At 63.2% G+C, this 19,219-nt stretch carries 16 protein-coding genes and 1 pseudogene; 10 read left to right on the top strand and 7 right to left on the bottom strand.

Annotation, left to right across the window (positions count from 1 at the left end; all coding sequences use genetic code 11):
• Positions 1-55 precede the first annotated feature (55 nt).
• From ACFQE0_RS25995 to ACFQE0_RS25955, 9 genes and pseudogenes are all read left to right on the top strand, one after another.
• A complete protein-coding gene (locus ACFQE0_RS25995; RefSeq protein ID WP_378974859.1) occupies positions 56-1,738 on the top strand; it encodes a methyl-accepting chemotaxis protein in 1,683 nt (560 codons plus the stop codon).
• Between the two features lie 634 nt (positions 1,739-2,372).
• Positions 2,373-3,071, top strand: a complete 699-nt coding sequence (locus tag ACFQE0_RS25990; protein WP_378974857.1) for an HWE histidine kinase domain-containing protein — start codon at positions 2,373-2,375, stop codon at positions 3,069-3,071.
• Between the two features lie 102 nt (positions 3,072-3,173).
• Positions 3,174-4,196: a chemotaxis protein CheB gene (locus ACFQE0_RS25985; RefSeq protein ID WP_378974855.1), complete on the top strand. Its 1,023-nt coding sequence runs from the start codon at positions 3,174-3,176 to the stop codon at positions 4,194-4,196.
• A 122-nt stretch (positions 4,197-4,318) separates the two neighbouring features.
• Positions 4,319-7,810, top strand: a pseudogene (locus tag ACFQE0_RS25980) (CheR family methyltransferase).
• 19 nt (positions 7,811-7,829) lie between these two features.
• Positions 7,830-8,225, top strand: a complete 396-nt coding sequence (locus ACFQE0_RS25975) for a response regulator (protein WP_378974853.1) — start codon at positions 7,830-7,832, stop codon at positions 8,223-8,225.
• A gap of 292 nt (positions 8,226-8,517) precedes the next feature.
• Entirely contained in the window at positions 8,518-9,279 is a 762-nt protein-coding gene (locus ACFQE0_RS25970; RefSeq protein ID WP_378974851.1) for a Crp/Fnr family transcriptional regulator, read from the top strand.
• Positions 9,280-9,500: 221 nt separating this feature from the next.
• The gene (locus tag ACFQE0_RS25965) at positions 9,501-9,770 is read left to right on the top strand and encodes a hypothetical protein (protein WP_378974849.1); all 270 of its coding nucleotides are present in this window, start codon (positions 9,501-9,503) and stop codon (positions 9,768-9,770) included.
• The gene (locus ACFQE0_RS25960; protein ID WP_378974847.1) at positions 9,770-10,327 is read left to right on the top strand and encodes a hypothetical protein; all 558 of its coding nucleotides are present in this window, start codon (positions 9,770-9,772) and stop codon (positions 10,325-10,327) included. The genes ACFQE0_RS25965 and ACFQE0_RS25960 overlap by 1 nt, the downstream gene beginning before the upstream one ends.
• 707 nt (positions 10,328-11,034) lie before the next feature.
• Positions 11,035-11,289, top strand: coding sequence for a DUF6894 family protein (locus tag ACFQE0_RS25955; protein ID WP_378974845.1), 255 nt, complete (start codon positions 11,035-11,037; stop codon positions 11,287-11,289).
• A 186-nt stretch (positions 11,290-11,475) separates the two neighbouring features.
• Here the strand turns inward: ACFQE0_RS25955 and ACFQE0_RS25950 are convergent, their stop codons facing one another.
• The 7 genes from ACFQE0_RS25950 to ACFQE0_RS25920 all read right to left on the bottom strand — a co-directional run bounded on the left by ACFQE0_RS25950 (position 11,476) and on the right by ACFQE0_RS25920 (position 17,591).
• The gene (locus ACFQE0_RS25950) at positions 11,476-11,832 is read right to left on the bottom strand and encodes a response regulator (RefSeq protein WP_378974843.1); all 357 of its coding nucleotides are present in this window, start codon (positions 11,830-11,832) and stop codon (positions 11,476-11,478) included.
• A complete protein-coding gene (locus ACFQE0_RS25945) occupies positions 11,819-14,638 on the bottom strand; it encodes a PAS domain-containing sensor histidine kinase (protein WP_378974841.1) in 2,820 nt (939 codons plus the stop codon). Before ACFQE0_RS25945 ends, ACFQE0_RS25950 begins: the two co-directional genes overlap by 14 nt.
• A gap of 146 nt (positions 14,639-14,784) precedes the next feature.
• On the bottom strand, positions 14,785-15,669 hold the full coding sequence (locus ACFQE0_RS25940) for an MBL fold metallo-hydrolase (protein WP_378974839.1): 885 nt from the start codon (positions 15,667-15,669) through the stop codon (positions 14,785-14,787).
• 35 nt (positions 15,670-15,704) lie between these two features.
• Positions 15,705-16,136 (bottom strand): DUF6691 family protein, encoded by a 432-nt coding sequence (locus ACFQE0_RS25935; RefSeq protein WP_378974837.1) that lies wholly within the window; start codon positions 16,134-16,136, stop codon positions 15,705-15,707.
• Positions 16,133-16,552 carry a YeeE/YedE family protein gene (locus ACFQE0_RS25930; protein ID WP_378974835.1) on the bottom strand — a complete coding sequence of 140 codons (420 nt, stop codon included), beginning with the start codon at positions 16,550-16,552 and terminating at the stop codon, positions 16,133-16,135. Before ACFQE0_RS25930 ends, ACFQE0_RS25935 begins: the two co-directional genes overlap by 4 nt.
• Entirely contained in the window at positions 16,549-16,938 is a 390-nt protein-coding gene (locus ACFQE0_RS25925; RefSeq protein WP_378974833.1) for an ArsR/SmtB family transcription factor, read from the bottom strand. Before ACFQE0_RS25925 ends, ACFQE0_RS25930 begins: the two co-directional genes overlap by 4 nt.
• A complete protein-coding gene (locus ACFQE0_RS25920; RefSeq protein ID WP_378974831.1) occupies positions 16,938-17,591 on the bottom strand; it encodes a peroxiredoxin in 654 nt (217 codons plus the stop codon). Before ACFQE0_RS25920 ends, ACFQE0_RS25925 begins: the two co-directional genes overlap by 1 nt.
• A 194-nt stretch (positions 17,592-17,785) precedes the next feature.
• Between ACFQE0_RS25920 and ACFQE0_RS25915 the strand changes: the two genes are divergently transcribed.
• A complete protein-coding gene (locus tag ACFQE0_RS25915; protein ID WP_378974829.1) occupies positions 17,786-19,210 on the top strand; it encodes a cytochrome ubiquinol oxidase subunit I in 1,425 nt (474 codons plus the stop codon).
• Positions 19,211-19,219: the final 9 nt, after the last annotated feature.

Raw genomic sequence — 19,219 nt, 5'->3', positions numbered from 1 at the left:
ACCGATCTATGCGATATAATACATCATCGATCTGGGAAATGCGGCTGCCGTTAAAATGAAAAATATTCGGATACTTCCGAAAATCTCTGCGGCAATCGCCTTCATTGCCGTAATCGTCGGTTGCTGTGTTTGGTACGCGCAAGGACGTATGACGCAAATCGATGATTCCTATACTAGATTTATCGACAACGAAGCGGAAGCCGCAACTGTCGCGCGGCGTACTAATCGCCTTATCTTCGAATTAAATTACTGGGTTTACAGAATAATTGCGGAGACCGAGGACGGCCAGATGCAAGCCGCCAACAAGGGCTTCGAAACAGCTCTGCCGAGGATGGCAGAGAGCCTTGCGACCCTCCGCGAGAAAGCGCCGACTTTCACGGCACGCATTGATGCCCAATCGGCACGGATCAACCGCTTTACCCGCGACGTCAGCGAGGTTCGCCGCCTCGGCACGTCCAATCAGAATGCTGAAGCGATCGCTCTCGTTCACAGTGCGATTGACCCGACCTTCAATACTATGGTCGAAGAGGGTAACAAGCTCGGTGATGATATTCAGGAGTTCATGCGCACGGGCTCTGCCGATCTCACCCATCTGACCAACACCACCCGCTATACGCTGATGGGTCTCAGCGCCTTGGGCCTGCTGGTCGGGCTCCTCGTCGCTACTTTGGTCTCGGTCATCGGTATCACGCGTCCTCTCGGCAACCTCGTTTCGGTGTTGCAGCGTATGGCGAAGGGCGAGATCGATGCGCAGATTGCCGAAGCCAACCGCGGCGACGAGATCGGCGCTGTTGGCAAGGCCGTCGAGGGCATCAAGGAGATGGTGACCCGCAAGGCCCTGGAAGAAGCCGAAATGAAGCGGTTAGCCGACGAGGCGGCCGCCCGCGAGCGCAAGCGCACCATGATCGAGTTGGCTGACAGCTTCGAGCGGTCAGTCGGTGGGATCGTCGGAATGGTGTCGTCGTCATCGACTGAACTTCAGGCGACAGCGCAGCAGATGACTTCGACCGCCGCCGAGACGGCCAGCCAGTCGATCACCGTCGCCGCCGCCGCTGAGGAGGCCTCGTCCAACGTCAACACCGTCGCGGCGGCAGCCGAGGAGCTGGGCTCCTCGGTTCAGGAGATTGGTCGGCAAGTGCAGGGTTCGGCTGGGCTGGCCCAAGCCGCTGTGGGTGAAGCTGCGCAAACCGCGCATCTCGTCCAGGCTCTCAAAGCCACTTCGGCGAAGATCGGCGAAATGGTTGGCCTGATCTCTGGGATCGCCGGTCAAACCAATCTCTTGGCCCTCAACGCGACGATTGAGGCGGCGCGCGCCGGCGCGGCCGGCAAGGGCTTCGCGGTGGTGGCGACCGAAGTGAAGGCCCTGGCCGAGCAGACCGCCCGTGCTACACAGGAGATCGCCAGCCAGATTGGCGAGATCCAGGGGGTAACGGACCAAGCGGTGTCGGCCATCGGCAGCATCACGCACCGCATCCAGGAAATCGACACCGTCGCGACCAGCATTGCGGCAGCCGTCGAAGAGCAAGCCGCCGCGACCCAGGAGATCGTGCGTAACGTCTCGCAGGCTGCGACCGGCACATCGGAAGTAACCGGAACCATCGCGGGCGTGGCCCAGGCCTCGGAGGAAACCGGAGCGGCGGCTAGCCAAGTGCTGTCGGCTGCTTCGGAATTGTCGCGGCAATCAGAGCATCTCAACGCCGAGGTTACTCGCTTCCTCGCAACCGTCCGCGCAGCCTGATCTCCGTTCTCAGCTTCGTTGCGCCGAATAAGTGCTCGCTTCCATTCCGTTCGGGTTGGAAGCGGGCACACGGTTTTCAGCCAATCCTGTCATTCGCTCAGTGGTTCGAGGTCGCTCATCACTTCAGCGAACGAACCGGGGTATGGGGTACGAGGGCGAGTAAAATCAGAGGCCTGTCAGGGCTTCCCAAGCTGAATGTCGTCGGTTCGATCCCGATCGGCCGCGACGGCACGGCGGCCCTCCGGCGATCGCTGCGATTGCTGATTGAGGGCATCGTCTGCCGAAGCAGTTTCCCGCTCGTCGTGTCCACTGGCGACGGCCGGACATGACGCGGGACGAAACCGCATTCCATGACCACAAATACTTTCAAAGTGGAAACTGAAATAATTCAGTTAAGTGCGAGTATTATGCCGTCCGGCCAAGATAGCGGCCATGAACGGCAAATTTCGACTGCCGCACCGGCATCGAGCAGATCGCGCACTCGTTCTTTGAACTGTACGCGTGATCGGCCGCGCGGACGGAAACTCTTGCTCGATGCCGCGTGAACCCCTCGCGCTCGCGCCGACTTGGCAGAGAGACGAGACCGCCGCGGAGGTTCGGCATGATAGAACCCGTTGACGCAGAGCCGAGTGACATGGCCGACCAGCTCGCCGCCCTGCGAGCTGATAACGCGCGCCTGCGCCGCCTGCTCGACGAAGCAGGCTTGCCCGACAGTCTGCGCCACGGCGTGCGAAACACGATGGCGATGCTCCGCACGATCATGCACCAATCGGCTGAGAGCGCTGACGAGATCGACGCCTATGTCGCTCATCTCGACGGACGCTTCAAAGGCATCCTGAGGGCGCAGGCCATCACTGACGCCTTCGGCGAGGCGGACCTGCAAACCCTCGTCTCCGACGAATTGATGGCCCACCTCGTGCGCGAGGGCGAACACGCCACGATCGCCGGTCCACGCGTGAAGCTCCGGCCGAAGCCTGCTCTGGTCCTGGCGCTGGCGCTGCACGAGCTGACGAGTAACGGGATCGAGCATGGCTCGCTGTCGCTCCGGCAGGGGCGGGTGACGGTGACGTGGCGGATCGAACCGAACGATCCTGAGCCGATCCTGGCCCTGACGTGGAAGGAGACCGGAGGCACGGCGGTAACGTCACCCGTCCGCCAAGGCTTCGGTACGACAGTACTGAAGGAAATGCTGGTCTACGAACTCGAAGCGCAATCGACGCTCACCTATGAGCCGGACGGGCTCAGCTGCGCGCTCCTCGTCCCATTCACGGCTCGGATCGGACGCCTCGCTCCGACGGACGCAACGCATCGGGAAGCCGATGAACGCGATTGAGGCAGCCCCGGAGAGTTTTTCGCTCGCAACTCTGCCTTCCTGCCCCAAGCGTTTGAGCGCGACGCGGCGGGTGCGGCGCCCAATGCCCGGCGGAGAACGACCATGACAAATCGCGACATCGTCGTCATCGGAGGATCATCAGGTGCGACCGCCTCGCTCAAGGTGATCCTCGGCGCTTTGCCAGCAGATCTGCCGGCGGCGGTCTTCATCGTCCTGCACATTCCGGCTCGCAGCATTGGGCTGCTCGCGACCGTCACAGCGGCTGCCGCACACCTGCCCGTCCACGCCGCACGTGACGGCATGATGATTACCCCCGGCAACATCTACCTCGGCGTGCCCGACCATCATCTTATCGTGCGAGACGGGCAAATCAGGCTTGGCCGTGGCCCTCGTGAGAATATGGCCCGCCCGTCCATCGATCCTCTGTTCCGCTCTGCTGCGGCGACCTACGGCCCCCGGGTCATCGGCGTCTTGCTCAGCGGCCTGCTCAACGATGGTGCCGCCGGTCTGGAGGCGATCAAACGCTGCGGGGGCGTGGCGCTCGTACAAGACCCGGCGGACGCCATCGCCGATGAAATGCCCCTCAGCGGCATGGCTGCGACGACCGTCGATCTGGTTGCGCCGAGTACGCGTCTCGGCGACGTTCTGTCCGAGCTCGTTCAAGAATCGCCCGGACCGCGCCTGCCGGTGCCGCCGGAGATTCGCTTGGAGATCGACATCGCCGCCGGTGAGCGGATCGACAGCGACGTGTTGCGCCGGATCGCGGATCCTGCGGCGCTGACCTGTCCGCATTGCAGCGGGGTGCTGTCGAAGGTCCGCGATGCTAAGCCGCTACGCTTTCGCTGCCAAGTCGGACATGCCTACACAGCGGAGGCAGTGGCCAGGGAGCAGGAGAACGCCGTCGACGAGGCGCTGCGCATCGCGCTACGCATCATCGAGGAACGAGCCGAACTCGTTGCCCGCATGGCGCAGGATGGACGAAGCTCCGGACGTCTTGCCGTTGCCGAAATGTACGACGAGCGCGCGGTCGAATACCGCGAATATGCCGACACGATCCGCCGGGCGGTCCTCCTGTCCCTCCCTGCGCCGGAACCATCCGGAAGCGAGGGCGCACAGGAAGAATAGGACCTGAGACCTCGACCGCACTCCATCCGCGCTGTGGTACGAGGGCTTCACGCTTCCTATAGGGAGGCGAATGGAGCGGCGGCGCCGCTCTTCCCGCATCTCGCGCATCACAGCGATCCAGCATGTCCGAAGCCGATATACGCTCGTCGAGGACGACCGCCTATCTCACCCTGAGCGCGTCGGCCGCGAGTACCGGTCCGCTGCAACGAATCCTCACTGGAATGCCGCGCCTGGATGGTCTGGCGGTGATGATTGCTCTGCAGCACCGGGAAGCCCTTGATGAGAATGGGTTTCAGCTCGCTCTCGCCGCCGCTGGCATCGAACTGACAGCTGTCCAAGACGGTGCCGCCATCGAAGGCGGGCACATTTATCTCGTCGGAGCCCACCTCGTCGCGAGTGTCGAGAATGGACACTTCCGTACTCGTCCTGCGGACGAGGCCGGAGGCCGGGGCGTGATCGACAGCTTCCTTGTCTCGCTTGCCCGCGACGAGGAGGGACGCAGCATCGCGGTGGCGCTGGCTGGGACCGATGGGGACGGAACGCTCGGCTTCAAGGCGATCAAGGAGGCGGGCGGCCTCACGCTCGCCGAGGAAACTGATGAGGCCAGAGCCGGCGAGCTGACTTCCAGCGAGAGTCCGGCGGCGCTGGCGGATGCGGTCTTATCCCTCGACGATCTCATCCAGCGGGTCGCGTCCGCGGCGCGCCAGCTGGCCGCCGAGGGTGTCGCCACTCCGGCCGCATCCAAAGCCGCCCTCGCGGCCATCGCGGGGGTGCTCCGCAACAAGACCGGCCACGACTTCCACGGCTACAAGCCCGGCACCTTTCTGCGACGGGTCCAGCGGCGGATGCAGGTCCTCGCGCTGACGAGGGTCGAAGACTACGTTGAAGCCCTGCGCAACAGGCCGGAGGAAGCACAGGAGCTCTTCAACGATCTGTTGAACGGTGTGACCCAGTTCTTCCGCGATCCGAAGGAATTCGAGATCCTCGAACGGGAGGTGATCCCGAAGATGTTCGCGGAAAAGACACGAGACGATCAGATCCGGATCTGGGTGATCGGCTGCTCGACCGGCGAAGAGGCCTATTCGCTGGCGATCCTGCTGCGCGAGCACATGGCCGGGCTCGATGTCGTGCCCCAGGTCCAGATCTTCGCGACCGACCTCGACGGGCGCGCGCTGGCCTCGGCCCGGGCGGCGCGCTTCGCTCATACGATCAGTGAGACCATGTCGCCTGAGCGGCTGGCCCGCTGGTTCGTGAAGGAAGGCAACACCTATTGCATCGTGAAGGAGTTGCGCGAGATGTGCATCTTCTCGCAGCACTCGATCATCAAGGACCCGCCTTTCTCACGGCTCGATCTGATCTCGTGCCGCAACCTGCTCATCTACCTCGACGCCGAGCTTCAGAGCCGGGTCGTCCCGCTGTTTCACTTCGCCCTGAAACCAGAGGGCACCTTGTTCTTAGGAAATTCCGAGAACGTCTCGCGCCACACCGACCTGTTTGCGCCGATCGACAGCCGCTCGCGCATCTTCCGGCGTCGGGAGACCGGCACGCGCATCCTGCCGGACTTCCCGTTCGTGGCGCCGGATCGCCGGATCGGGACGACGATCGTCCCCGATGAGCGGGCCCGGCCGAATGGAGTGACGCTGACCCGGCGCGCCGAACGCCTCGCGGAACGCTTCGCCCCCGCTTACGTGATCACCGATGCGTCGTTCAACGTTCTGCATTTCTCCGGACGGACCGGGCGGTACATCGAGCCGGCCGGCGGCACTGCCACCCTGAACCTGTTGCAGGCTCGCCCATCCGGACCTGCGGCTCGACCTGCGCGCAGCGCTCGCAAAAGCCGATGAGACGGCCGAGTTAGTGCAGGTCGAAGGCTTGCAGGTCGGCCAGAACGGGACGCGCTTCTCGGTCGACATCGTCGTCGAACCCATGCGGGACGATCCCGACGCGCACGGCTATTTCGTGCTGTTCAAGGATGGCGGTCCGAAGGCGGCCGAAAAAGGCGGCAGCGCCGCAGGTGTTTCAGGCACCCTCGAGCATACAAGGCGTCTGGAGGTCGAGCTTACTGCCACACGCGAGCGTTTGCAGGCCACGATCGAGGAGCTGGAGAGCACCAACGAGGAATTGAAATCCTCCAACGAGGAATACCAGTCTCTCAACGAGGAACTGCAATCGACCAACGAGGAGCTGCAGACCTCCAAGGAAGAGCAGCAATCCGTCAATGAGGAGCTCACCACGGTCAATGGTGAGCTTGGCCACCGCGTGCAGGAACTGGGCCGAGCCAACAGCGATCTGAAGAACTTCCTCGAGAGCACCCAGATCGCGACGATCTTCCTCGACAACGATCTGCGGATCACAAACTACACGCCCGCCGTCACCGAGATCTTCCACCTGATCGAGACCGATACGGGACGACCGATTGCGCATATCAAGTCGCGCATTGCCTACGAGGAGTTGCAGGACGACGCCCGACGGGTGCTGCGTACCCTAAGCGTGGTCGAACGCGAGATCACCAATTCGACGACGGGAGCCCAATACCTCGTCCGGGTGCTGCCCTATCGCAGCATCGACAACTTCATCGCCGGTGTCGTGATCACCTTCGTCGACATCACGGAGCGCAAACGGGCCGAGGAGCGTCAGCGCGCGAGCGAGCGCCGGCTCGTCGCGCTCGTCGAGGGCATCCCGCAATTGGTCTGGCGGGCGGCTGAGAATGGGCGGTGGACCTGGGCGAGCCCGCAATGGTCCGCTTACACTGGACAGACGGAGGCGCAGAGCCGGGATCATGGCTGGCTCGATGCCGTGCACGCGGACGATCGTGGACCGGCCATGGAGGCGTGGCGCGATGCGGCCCGGACCGGCGCTCTGCAAATGGAAGGACGCCTGCGCAGCGCCGTCGATGGCAGTTACCGCTGGTTTCAAACCCGCGCGATGCCGGTGCGTGGCGAGCGTGGAGAGGTGGTCGAGTGGCTCGGCACCTCGACCGACATTGACGATCTGCGCCGGATGCAGGAGCAACAGTCGGTGCTGGTCGCCGAGTTGCAGCATCGCACGCGAAACCTGCTTGGCGTCGTCCACTCGATCGCACAGCAGACGCTCGCAGCAAGCGACACGCTGGAATCCTTCACGACCGCGTTCAACGAAAGGCTGGCGGCTCTTTCTCGCGTGCAAGGCCTCCTTTCACGTGCCGGGGAAGAGCCGATCACGCTGGGGACCCTCATCCGGATCGAGCCGACGCGCTCGCAGCCGCAGATCTACGCGAACGCATCGTACTCGACGGCCCCGACGTCCGCATCCGAAAGGGGGCAGTTCAGATCTTCGCGCTGGCCCTGCACGAGTTGGCCACCAACGCCCGCAAGTACGGCGCTCTCTCCAGCGCGCACGGCCAGCTCACCGTCAGGTGGTGGACGCACGAAAACGACGGGCAGGAACCGCGGCTCACGCTGGAATGGGTGGAGACTGGGATCGACAAGCGGCACAGCGCGGAAGGCGCGGCCCTGAGGAACGGTTACGGACGCGAATTAATCGAGAATGCGCTTCCGTTCGCGCTCGATGCCACGACGCGTTACGAACTTAACGAGACCGAGGTACGTTGTCTTATCGAGCTTTCACTTGCCTGAGGCTTTGTAGGAGCTGACGATGACGATGGGCACACCGAGCCATGGGCCGGACGCTTTGTCGGGTCCTAAGGTACTCTTGGTCGAGGACGATTACTTCATCGCCGTAGAGATGCAGCGGATGTTGTCGAAGGGTGGCGCTCAGGTGCTCGGTCCTGTGGCGAGCGTCGACAAAGCTCTGACGCTGATAGCGGCTAATTCCGAGATCGATGCGGCTGTGCTCGATGTGAACCTGCGCGACATCATGGTCTTTCCCGTGGCGGACGCCCTCGAAACACGCGGTGTACCGTTCGTCTTCGCCACGGGCTATGAAGGAACCGCCATTCCCGCGCGCTATGCCCATGTTCAGCGCTGCGAGAAGCCGGTGGACATGGATAAGCTCGCGCAGGTCCTGTCAAACGAAATCAAGACCAGCTGAAGTAGTGTTATTCATACAAGATTTCGTCCCGGGAGGTTGATTTCGAAGCCATCGCCCGGATGCGGAACGGAAGCCCGATCCGCCATGTCGCCTTGAGAAAGGTCGCCGCATAACTCTTTCTGCGCAAGCATGTTCCAACGTAGCGGCAAAAACTTATATGTAGGAATGCTGATCCAATTTATAGATAGCATCTCATATAGATCTATTGTCAGATCATCATCAGCGAATTTGAGACAGGTGCTGATGGCCGGGAGAGCGATGTGCTTCCACCTGCAAGATACGGTGGAATGACATGGCGTCGATCTCCGATATCCACCCCAGGACGATGCTCATCCGGAAACTCGAGAGCATGGCGCCCCTCTCCCCACAAGAGCGGCAGGCGATTAAGGACCTCCCGGTTCGGATGCACGCCGTCAATGCCCGCCAGGACATCGTGCGCGATGGCGACCAGCCCCAGCACTGCTGCCTCATCTTGTCCGGCTGGGCCTGCCGCTACAAGTTGCTCCACGAGGGTAAGCGGCAGATCCTGTCGTTCCATATCGCTGGCGACATCCCGGATCTTGGGACCCTGCACATCCCGACCATGGATCATGGCCTCGCTTCCGTGACGAAGGCGACGGTCGGCTTCATTCCGCATGAGAACCTGCGCGCGCTGACCGAAGCCTTCCCGCGCATCGGCGCCCTCTTCTGGCGCGCGACGCTGATCGATGCCGGCGTCTTCCGGGCCTGGATCGTCGGCATGGGCCGCCGTTCGGCCTTCGAGCGCATCGCACATTTGTTCTGCGAAATGTACCTGAAGTTGCAGATGGTGGGGCTCGCGGGGGATCATCGTTGCCCGATGCCTGTCACTCAGGCGGATCTCGCGGACGCGCTGGGATTGACCTCGGTGCACGTCAACCGCGTCTTGCAGACCATGCGCGGCAGGGCTCTCATCACCCTCAGAAGCAGCACCTTGGTGATCGCGGCGTGGGACGAACTCATCCGCGTGTCCGAATTCGACCCGGCCTACCTGCAGATCGACCACGGCCTAGAGCCGCACGCGGACGTCGCTTGATCGGACCAAAGCCGAGAAGGCCACCCCCTTCGCGATGACGGCGTGATGCGAGTTCCCAATCTCTCCGAGAGCTTGAATCGTACTCCACTTCACCAAAGCAGACGCTGCGCGGCTGAGCGTTGCCGAGAGGCGCTACCATGAATCTTCGATCCGAAACCCCGCCGCCCCCCGGCAGCATGCCCGTAGAGGCACCACCTGCCTCCGATCGGCCGACCACGGCGATGCTGAAAGCGGACATCGACAGCGGTGCGACAGGCGACAAAGTGAAGGCTTACGATCCGGGGCTTTCCCAGCTTGGGACCGACGATGAGGCCGCCGGGCAGTCCCCGTCCCACGAGCGCATCGCTTTGGCGCGCAAGACTGAGTCGGCGCCTGCCCGGGTGCGGAGGGCGTCACGGCCGCACGGGCCGAACGCGTGGGTCGTGCCCAGCTACTGTGCCGTGATTGGCGGCGTCGGGGTCGTTCTGGGATTGTCGCTATGGCTCGTCTGATGAAGTCAGATCCCAGCCACCGGATATGGGTCGATATCACCATCGGCCTGTCGGCCGGTCTGATCGCGACGCTGGTCACGAATCTCGCCCAACACCCGTTGAAGCGGATTACCCCGGAACGCGTTCATCGCCATGAGAAGCGAGTACGCCCTGGCGAATCCTCGTCTTTGGTCGCGGGACAGAAGCTCTGCAACGCGATGGACATCGACCCCTCACCGAGCCGCCATGAGATGTCGGGCAAGGCGATCCACCTCGCCACCGGTATGGGCTGGGGACCGGTCTACGGCCTGTTGCGACGGTACGCCGGATTACGGCCGATCCCTGCCGCCCTGGCTTCCGGAACGGCGATGTCGTTGATCCTGGACGAATCCCTGGTGCCGGCTCTCGGCCTCAGCGCCCCCAATCATCACTACCCAATCTTCACCCGCCTGCGAGGCTTTGCGGCCCATCTCGTCTACGGAGCTGCAGTAGCGGCGGCGTCAGAGGGACTCTGCCGTTTGCTGGAAAAGCCTTCCGTCAGTTGGGGGCGCTCCCCGGTCCGGCGCGCCAGCAGCTGACTGGCGGGACGCACCACGATCAACGCAGGGCTCCTGCGGCAGGGGCCAATCGTCCACTTCTGGCTGATGGATGAGCAAAGCGAGACTATCGCACCGGTTCTGCCGAAACATTCGCGGGGCTAGGAGCGGGTGGACGACCGGTGCGCCATTCACGACATCGCCTCAGAGGCGAAGTCCGCGCGCAAGCCGCTCCTGCGCCGCCTTTATATCGAAGGTTCGGCCGGTCGCGGTCTCGATCCTGATGCCTTTGTAGCCCTCCTCGGCCCAGCGTAGGGCCAGGACTATCGCACTCGATGGTTGTACACGAGTTGCAAAGCAAGGTTCAGCATCTCGCTCAGCACGGACCTTATAGCACATGGCTGATGCTTCCCGATTCGCCCCCGCCAGAAATAAATAGCAATGTCTTCTCGGAAGGTACAGCATAAATAAGTATTTTGCGCAATACTATTTGGCGCAATCCCAGACAATTTAATCCAAGTTACGTCAAGTACAGTAGATACAGACGAGATGCCCCTCAACAACCAGTCACGCGGCAAGTCGGTGCGCCTGATTCAAAAAGGCTGCGTCAGGGCGTCGCGCATATCATAAGCTAATCCATTGAAGTGCACGACAAGTTGTCGTGTGGCATGTAGCGCATGGAATTCGCATCCACACAGGGGGCTTCGGCAATATGCGCTTAAAGCCTTTGCTTTGATCTGGAGAAGGCCGTGCCACGGTATCACTTCAACGTCTTTGACGGCTATAGCGGCTCTGATGAGGAGGGCTGCGAGTTCCCCGATTGGTCGTCGGCACGGCTGGCAGCGATCAAGTTGGCCGGCGAAATCCTTAGGGAAGATCCATACCGGATATTAGCGTGCCCCGATTGGCGGATAGAAGTCACCGATCAAACGGGCCTCGTTCTTATTCGTCTCGATTTTTGCGCGGTCGAATCACCAGTGGTCACACACGCTGCGCTTGCCTAGCGCGCTTCACCCTGCACCCATGGAAGCGACTTTGGGCGCACATATTTTGAACTGCAATCGCCCTAGCAAATTCGGGACCTGAAGTAGCGGCGCTGCCGATAGGCACAAACCGCCATATCGATTCAACTTGTGGAAGACGGTCCGTCTCTCACACGCTCATCTTCGGAGCGGTCAGTCCGCTTGCGACTACTCCGACACCGAATCAATATTGATGAGCCGTCGAACCTCCGACAGGACTATGGCAGCCTCAACTGGCTTTTCCAAGCGACGCGCTCCGGAATACTGGCTCGGTAACGTCTCCTGATCGTACCCCGTCGTGAACAGAAACGGGATGCCGCGTTCGCGCAAAGCGTCCGCCACGGAGAAGACCATGACGTCGTGCAGGTTCACATCGAGCACCGCAGCATCAATGTGCTCGGCGCCGTGGATCAGCGCCAGCGCATTCTCGACTTGCCCGGCCGGCCCCAACACTTCGGCGCCGTCGTCCGCGAAGGTACGGCGCATTATGTCCGCAAGGAAGTAGTCGTCCTCAACGATCAGCACGCGGCGCCCTACCAGTGTCATCGCCATCGCCAGTGCCCTTTCGATTGACGCTCTCTACTAGCGGTAGATCGATCGTGCAGACCAGCTCCGTCGCGCCGAGTTGGTAGGTCGTACGCGCTTGCAGCGCGTAGGGCAGCGCACGCTCGATCAGCTCGCGCCCATATCCGCCCGCCTGGGTCGTCGGGCTCTGCTCCTCCCGCGAGCGATCCAGATCGATCTCCCGCCACTCCAAGCCAAGCCGCCGACCGCTCTCGTCGCTATAAGTCCGCCAAGTGACTTTCAGGCGCCCCTTGCCGTTGGCGAGAGCTCCGTACTTGCACGCGTTGGTCGCCAGCTCATGGAGCGCCAATGCGAAGGTCTGCACCGTCCCTTTCCGAAGCCTTACTTCGGGCCCGTGCGTTCGGATGCGCTCCGACACCTCGCCAGCTCCGAGTGCAGCAAGTTCCGAGTGCAGTAACGTAGCGAGCGTGATCGGCTCATCGTCCGAGCGAGAGAGCAGCCCCTGTACGCGGGAAAGCGCTCCCAGGCGTTGGCTGAAAGCGACATCAAACTCCTGCAGGGTCTTGCTGTTACGAAGAGTCTGGGCGCTGATCGAGCGCACGACCCCGAGGAGATTGCGGGTGCGGTGCTGAAGTTCAGCGACCATCACGCCCTGACGCTCCTGATAGGCACGCAGATCGTCGACGTCGGTTGAGGTGCCCAGCCATTCCACGATGCGGCCGAACTCATCGCGGACAGCGGTAGCCCGGGACTGGAACCAGCGGTAGCGTCCGTCCGAGGCGTGGTAGATTCGAGCATCGATCTCCAGGCGACCAATGTCTTCGGCGGCATGCCACGTCTTGAGTGCGGCGGCGCGGTCGTCAGGGTGGTAGGCATCCAGCCAACCGTGCCCATGGCTGTCGACCTCCGATTGACCGGTATACGTCGTCCATTGTGGGCTGGCCCAGGTCCAGTGACCACCGTCGACCGCACGCCAAACGAGCTGCGGCACGCCCTCGACGAGCGCACGCTGGCGTGCCTCACTCTCGCGCAGGGCATTGTGAGCGCGCCGTTGCTCGATCAGGTCCGCGGCTTGGCGAGCGAGCAGGTCGAGGAAGCGCGTTTCTCTGTCGCTTGGGCGATGTCGCGGAGTACGCCAATGTGCGTTCAACATGCCGAGCGGAGTGCCCGAGCGCGACACGAGCGGCTGCGCTACTGCCGACTGGATGCCCTCATCGACGAGCAACTGGCAGCCTAAATCCGCGACCTCGTCGGGAAAATCGACGAAAGCTCGCTCGCCGGTCCTTAAAGCGAGGCCGCAAGCGGTCCGGCTGCCTGTGTCGACGAGGTGGAAATGGTCGTTCACCGTACGGGAGAAGTTCAGGCTTGCAATCAGCTTGAGTGCCTTCGTGGCTGGATCGTAGATCTGGATGGTTCCGGCATCTGCGTGTGTAATCGCGACGGTAGTGGATAGGACTTCATCGTAGATCGCCTCGAAGCTTTCTTCCGAAACCAAACGCTCGGCAAGGCTACGCAACCGTTGTGCGTCGACGAGATCGGCAGCCAGTAATCTCTCGCTTTCGCGCAGCCGCTCTTCCGCTTGCCGTTGGTCGGTGACATCGAAGCTCACGCCGTTGACGATCCACGGTCGCTCCGCCTCAACTCGCCCGCGCCAGCGCACCCAACATCCGTTGCTCGGGCCGCCGATGATTGCGAGTTGTCCGTCGAATGCCTCGCTTGCCTCCATGGCGCGCGTGATCATCTCGCTCATCTCGGCCTGGCCCTGTGGGGTCATGCGGTCCGTGAAGTCAGCAAGGCTGCGCGGCTCGTCCGAAGGAGGAAATCCCCAGAGGTCGAGGAACGCAGCGTCGCCCCAGATGAGTTTCTCGCGCAGATCCCAGCGCCAGGTTCCCATGCGCCCGCCTGCGATCGCGATGCGGCGAAGCTCCTCGCTCTTCCGAAGTGCAGCCTCTGTTCCTTTGCGGGCGCCGATGTCGATGTTGATTCCGGCCCACTTCCGGATGCCCCCTTCTGCATCAAGGATGGGAGCGGCGAGGACATTCGTCCAACGCCACCCACCGCCGGGTGCACGAAGGCGGAACTCGGCATTGACGCGCCCTCGAACAGCGATGGCCTCTCGCCATTGCCTTTCGGCGTAAGCGCGGTCGTCGGGATGAATGGCGTCCAGCCAGCCGAAGCCGAACCACTCCTCCTGTGTCTGGCCGGTGTAGGCTCGCCAGCTCGGACTGTCGGCAACGACGACGCCGGAAGCGTCTGTTTCCCACACCGCCTGAGCCCAGCTTTCGATCAGAAGGCGGTGTCGCGCCTCGCTTTCGCGTAGGGCTTGCTCCGCCATGCGCTGCGCTGTCGTCTCCTTGAGGGTCCAGAGGACGGCTGCGACAGAGCCGCTTTCCTCGCGGACAGGCGCATAGTCCACGTCGAACCATGCCTCTTCCAGGCGACCGTTCCGAAGCACTGGATAGCGTTGGCCGAGCAGGCGCGACGACTTCCCGGCCATGCCGACTGCCACATCAGCTTCGAACACTTCGCGTGAGCGTGCGAAGGTTTCGTAGGCGGAGCGCCCAAGCGCCAGCGTACCATGTTCCCTAAGCAGTTCGGTGAAGGGGTCGTTGTAGAGGAGAATGGCTTCCGGCCCCCAGACGAGGCTCATCATACTGGGTGAGCCCAGCATCAGATCGACGATCGACTTCAGGCGCTCAGACCAATCTTGAATAGGTCCGAGTGGGGTCGAAGCCCAATCGAAGTCCCGGATGCGTCCGGCCATTTCGCCCTCGTCGCGGGGCCATGGATTGTCGAGATGCGCCATGTGTCCACGAAGAGCGTGGAAAAGCGAGGGTCAACTGATCCAGATTAGTTTTCGTCCTATCCGTTTACAGATTACCGGCCGCACGAGGCTATCGATCTCTTCGGTTAGGGGGCCGGTATCCGATGCCGAAGCCAAATTGTTCTCCGTCAAACGCCTAGTTCGGCCCCGCCCTTGAGTTTGACTGGAATGGTCAGGTAGCGGACGCCATTCGCTTCGGCCGGTGGAAATTTGCCGGCACGCATGTTTACCTGGATCGACGGCAGCAGCAGGCGCGGGGCGGCCAGGGTTGCGTCCCGGGCGGTGCGCAGGGCGGTGAACTCATCCTCGGTGACGCCCTCCTTCACGTGAACGTTGCGGTCACGCTGCTCGCCGACCGTCGTCTCCCAGGCATACGCGTCGCGGCCCGGCGCCTTGTAGTCGTGGCACATGTGCAGCACCGTCTCCGGCGGCAGGGCCAACAGCGTGCGGATCGAGCGGTAGAGCGTGCGCACGTCGCCGCCGGGGAAGTCCGCCCGCGCGGTGCCGAAATCGGGCATAAACAGTGTATCGCCGACGAAGACGTGGCCACCGATGCGGTAGCAGATGTCGGCGGGCGTATGACCGGGCGTGTACATGACCTCGACGGAGAGGTTGCCAACAAGGAACGTCTCGCCATCCACGAAGAGGTGGTCGAAGTCACTGCCGTCGGTCTTCAGGTCGGTGGCGTTGAAGACCGGGCGGAAAAGCTTTTGAACTTCCTTGATGTGCTCGCCGATTCCAATCCTCGCGCCGGTCTTGGCTTTGACGTAGGGCGAGCCAGACAGGTGGTCGGCGTGGGCGTGGGTCTCCAGCGTCCAGATGATCGATAAGTCCGCCTCATCGGCGGCTTTCAGCATCGCTTCGACGGAGCGGGTGTCGACGCTGCCGCTGTTGTGGTCGTAGTCGAGCACCGGATCGATGAATGCCGCCCTCTTCGTCTCGGGATCGGCCACGATGTAGCTGACCGTGTTGGTGGGCTCATCGAAGAACGCGCGAATGACGGGCTCGGCCATGGAGTGTCTCCTCTCGTAAGGTTGCAGCGCCTCACTCAGCGGCTTGAGGACCGCTCCATGACGAGCCGGTACAAAAGCATCCCGCCCAGCATCGCGGCAACGAACAGGGCGATCTGCGGCAGGCCGAGGGTCAGGCCCGCCACGGCGGGACCGGGGCAGAACCCGGCGAGACCCCAGCCGATGCCGAACAAGGCCGCACCGCCAAGCAGGCGGGGATCCAGGCTCTGGTTCGTCGGCACGTCGAAGCGGTCGGCGAGGGCAGGGCGCTCCATCCGCGCCCTCAGTGCATAGCCCAGCGCCGAGACACTGACCGCGCCGCCGAGCACGAAGGCGAGGCTCGGGTCCCAGGTGCCCGCAACGTCAAGGAAGCCCAGCACTTTCTCCGGGTCCATCATGCCCGACAGGGCGAGGCCGAGGCCGAACAGCAGGCCGCTGGCGAGGGCCACGAGGAGACGGCGCGCGTTCATCGGGCCACTCCATGACGGACAAGGAAGACGGTCACGATTGCCGCGGCCATGAAGGTTGCGACCGCCGCGAAAGAGCGGGGCGAGAGCCGCGCGAGGCCGCAGACGCCGTGACCGCTGGTGCAGCCCGAACCGAGGCGTGTCCCGAAGCCGACGAGAAGCCCCGCCGCGACGAGCATCGGCCAGGACACGCCGATCCGAACCTGAGGCCAGTGGCCCGCTCCGAGGCGGAACAGGGCCGGGCCTGCGAGGAGCCCCGCGAGGAAGGCGGCCCGCCACGCCCAATCCCGGACTGAGGGACCGAGCAGGCCGCCCAGAATGCCGCTGATCCCGGCGATGCGCCCGTTGGCCAGGAGCAGCAAGGCGGCCGAAGCGCCGATCAGCGCGCCGCCCACCAGCGGGGGGAGGAACGCGTTCATGGCTCGTCTCCGACCGATCCGAATTGGGCCGCCTGCCCCAAGGCGCGGGCGCGGACATTACCCGTCCGCACGAAGGCCCTTCGCTGCGGGCGATCGAGGATCAGGATGTCCTCGATTGCGCCCAGGAGTGCATTCAGGCGCGAATCGTTCAAGCTATAGAACACCACCTTGTGCTCCCGTCGCGTTGCGACGACCTCGGCGTTGCGCAGCTCACCGAGCTGTTGGGAGAGCGTCGGCTGGCGGATGCCGAGGCGCTGCTCGATCTCCGAGACTGAGCACTCCTCCTTGGCCAGCAAGTAGAGGATGCGCAACCGGTTGGGGTTGGCAATCAGCTTGAGCAGATCGGCGGCGGCGATGGCCAGCGCCTCGTCGGTCCCGGAGGCCATCACGCTTCACCCAAGCGGTAGTACCAGTCGGTGCCGCAAGCGCCGATCTCATCACTTGTCATGGGCGGGTTCATCAGCGCCGGCTCGCCCGGCCGCCAGCCCTCCGGCGTCGAGACATCGTTCGCGTCGCTGGCCTGCAGGGCCTGCACCAAGCGCAGGATCTCATCGACACTCCGCCCCACCGTGAGCGGGTAGGCGATCGAGGCACGGACGATGCCCTCCGGATCGATGACGAAAGTGGTGCGCACCGTCGCGGTGGAAGTGGCCCCCGCCGGCAGCATGCCATAGGCGCGGGCAATGCCCATGGCCGGATCCTCGACGATCGGGAACGGCACCCGGACGCCGAAGCGCTGCTCGATGCTCTGTTGCCAAGCGAGGTGCGAGGACAGGCTGTCGACGGAGAGGGCGAGCAAGTCGCAATCCTGTGCCTGGAAGGCATCGAAAGCCCGAGCGAAGGCAACGAACTCGCTGGTGCAGACCGGTGTGAAGTCAGCGGGATGCGAGAAGAAGACGAGCCACCGGCCCCGATAGGCCGATAGCGTGCGCCCGCCCATCGTGGTCCGCGCGCGGAAGTTCGGCGCGCCTTCGCCAATGATCGGTGGGCACCCCGGTGGTGACAGGGCAATGTCTGTCTGGTTACTTTCAAATTTCATAAAACGATGTTCCAAGAAGTGGCGCCGGTGAAGGTGCCAACCACTGCACGTTGATTTACTTTTTCATATGACATACGTCTTGTCCAACAAAAACATGGATTGACACGGTTCGGCATCGGCGCGAGGTAAGCTCACGCTTCGCGACTCGGCCGCCAGAGCCGTCGTGCGAGCCATCCCTGTGAGGGACTGATCCGATGTTGGTCGACCATCTCCCGAGCGCGCTCGATCTCGCTCGCAGCCAGTTCGCCTTCACAGTCGTCTGGCACTTCCTGTTTCCCGCCTTCACCATCGGGCTGGCGAGCTATCTGGCCGTGCTGGAGGCGTTCTGGCTCGCCACCGACGAGCCGGTCTATCTCGACACCTACCGCTACTGGCTGAAAGTGTTCGCCGTGGCCTTCGCCATGGGCGTCGTGTCGGGACTGGTGATGAGCTACCAATTCGGCACCAACTGGTCGGTCTTTTCAGACAAGACCGGCCCGGTGCTCGGGCCTCTGCTTGGCTACGAGGTACTTACCGCGTTCTTCCTGGAGGCGGGCTTCCTCGGGGTGATGCTGTTCGGCATGGAGCGAGTCGGCCCGCGCTTGCACTTCCTCGCGACGGGCCTCGTGGCCTTCGGGACGCTGATCTCGGCCTTCTGGATCCTGTCCGCCAATTCCTGGATGCAGACGCCCGCGGGCTATTCGCTCGATGCCGACGGCCGGTTCGTGCCCGAGGATTGGTGGGCATTAGTCTTCAACCCGTCCTTCCCCTACCGTTTCGCCCACACCGTAACGGCCGCCTACCTGACGACGGCGATGATCGTGGGCGCGGTCGGCGCGTGGCACCTGCTGCGCGACCGCACGAATCCCCGCGCCCGGCTGATGTTCTCCATGGCCATGTGGATGGCGGCCATCGTCGCCCCGGTGCAAATGGTGCTTGGCGACCTCCACGGCGGGAACAGCTACCACCATCAACCGGCCAAGGTGGCGGCGATGGAAGGCCATTTCGACAGCGTAACCCGCGCGCCCTCGATCCTGTTCGGCTGGCCGGATGCGCAGGCGGGCAAGACCAAGTACGAGATCGGCATTCCCGGCCTAGCGAGCCTCTATCTCGCGCATGATCTCGACGCGAAGGTCACGGGCCTGAAGGACCTGCCGCGCGACACGTGGCCAACCAATCTACCGCTGGTGTTCTGGGCCTTCCGGGTGATGGTCGGGCTCGGAATGCTGATGATCGGCCTCGGGCTGTGGTCACTCGTTCTCCGCTACAAGGGCCATCTATTCGAGACACCCTGGCTGCACCGTTTCGCCGTGGCGATGGGCCCCTCGGGGCTGATCGCGGTGACGGCGGGCTGGGTGGTGACGGAGGCCGGCCGCCAGCCCTTTACGGTCTACGGCCTGCTCCGCACGGCGGACAGCGTCTCGCCCATTGCCGCGCCCGCCGTGGCGGCTTCGCTGGTGGCCTTCGCGCTCGTCTACTTCGCCGTGTTCGGGGCGGGCATCTGGTACCTGTTCCACCTGTTCAATCAGATTCCGCGCCCGCATGAATCCGGCCCACCCGTCGGCCAGCCGGTCCGCACGGCGGGCATCACCCCGGCGCCCGCCCTGTCCGGCGAGCCGCGCCTCTACCCGGCCGAGTGAGGAGAGCCC

The sequence above is a fragment of the Methylobacterium komagatae genome (assembly GCF_042661665.1).
Taxonomy (GTDB): domain Bacteria; phylum Pseudomonadota; class Alphaproteobacteria; order Rhizobiales; family Beijerinckiaceae; genus Methylobacterium; species Methylobacterium komagatae.
Note: the sequence above shows the minus strand (reverse complement) of the source record. Positions and strands in the feature narration are given on the sequence as shown.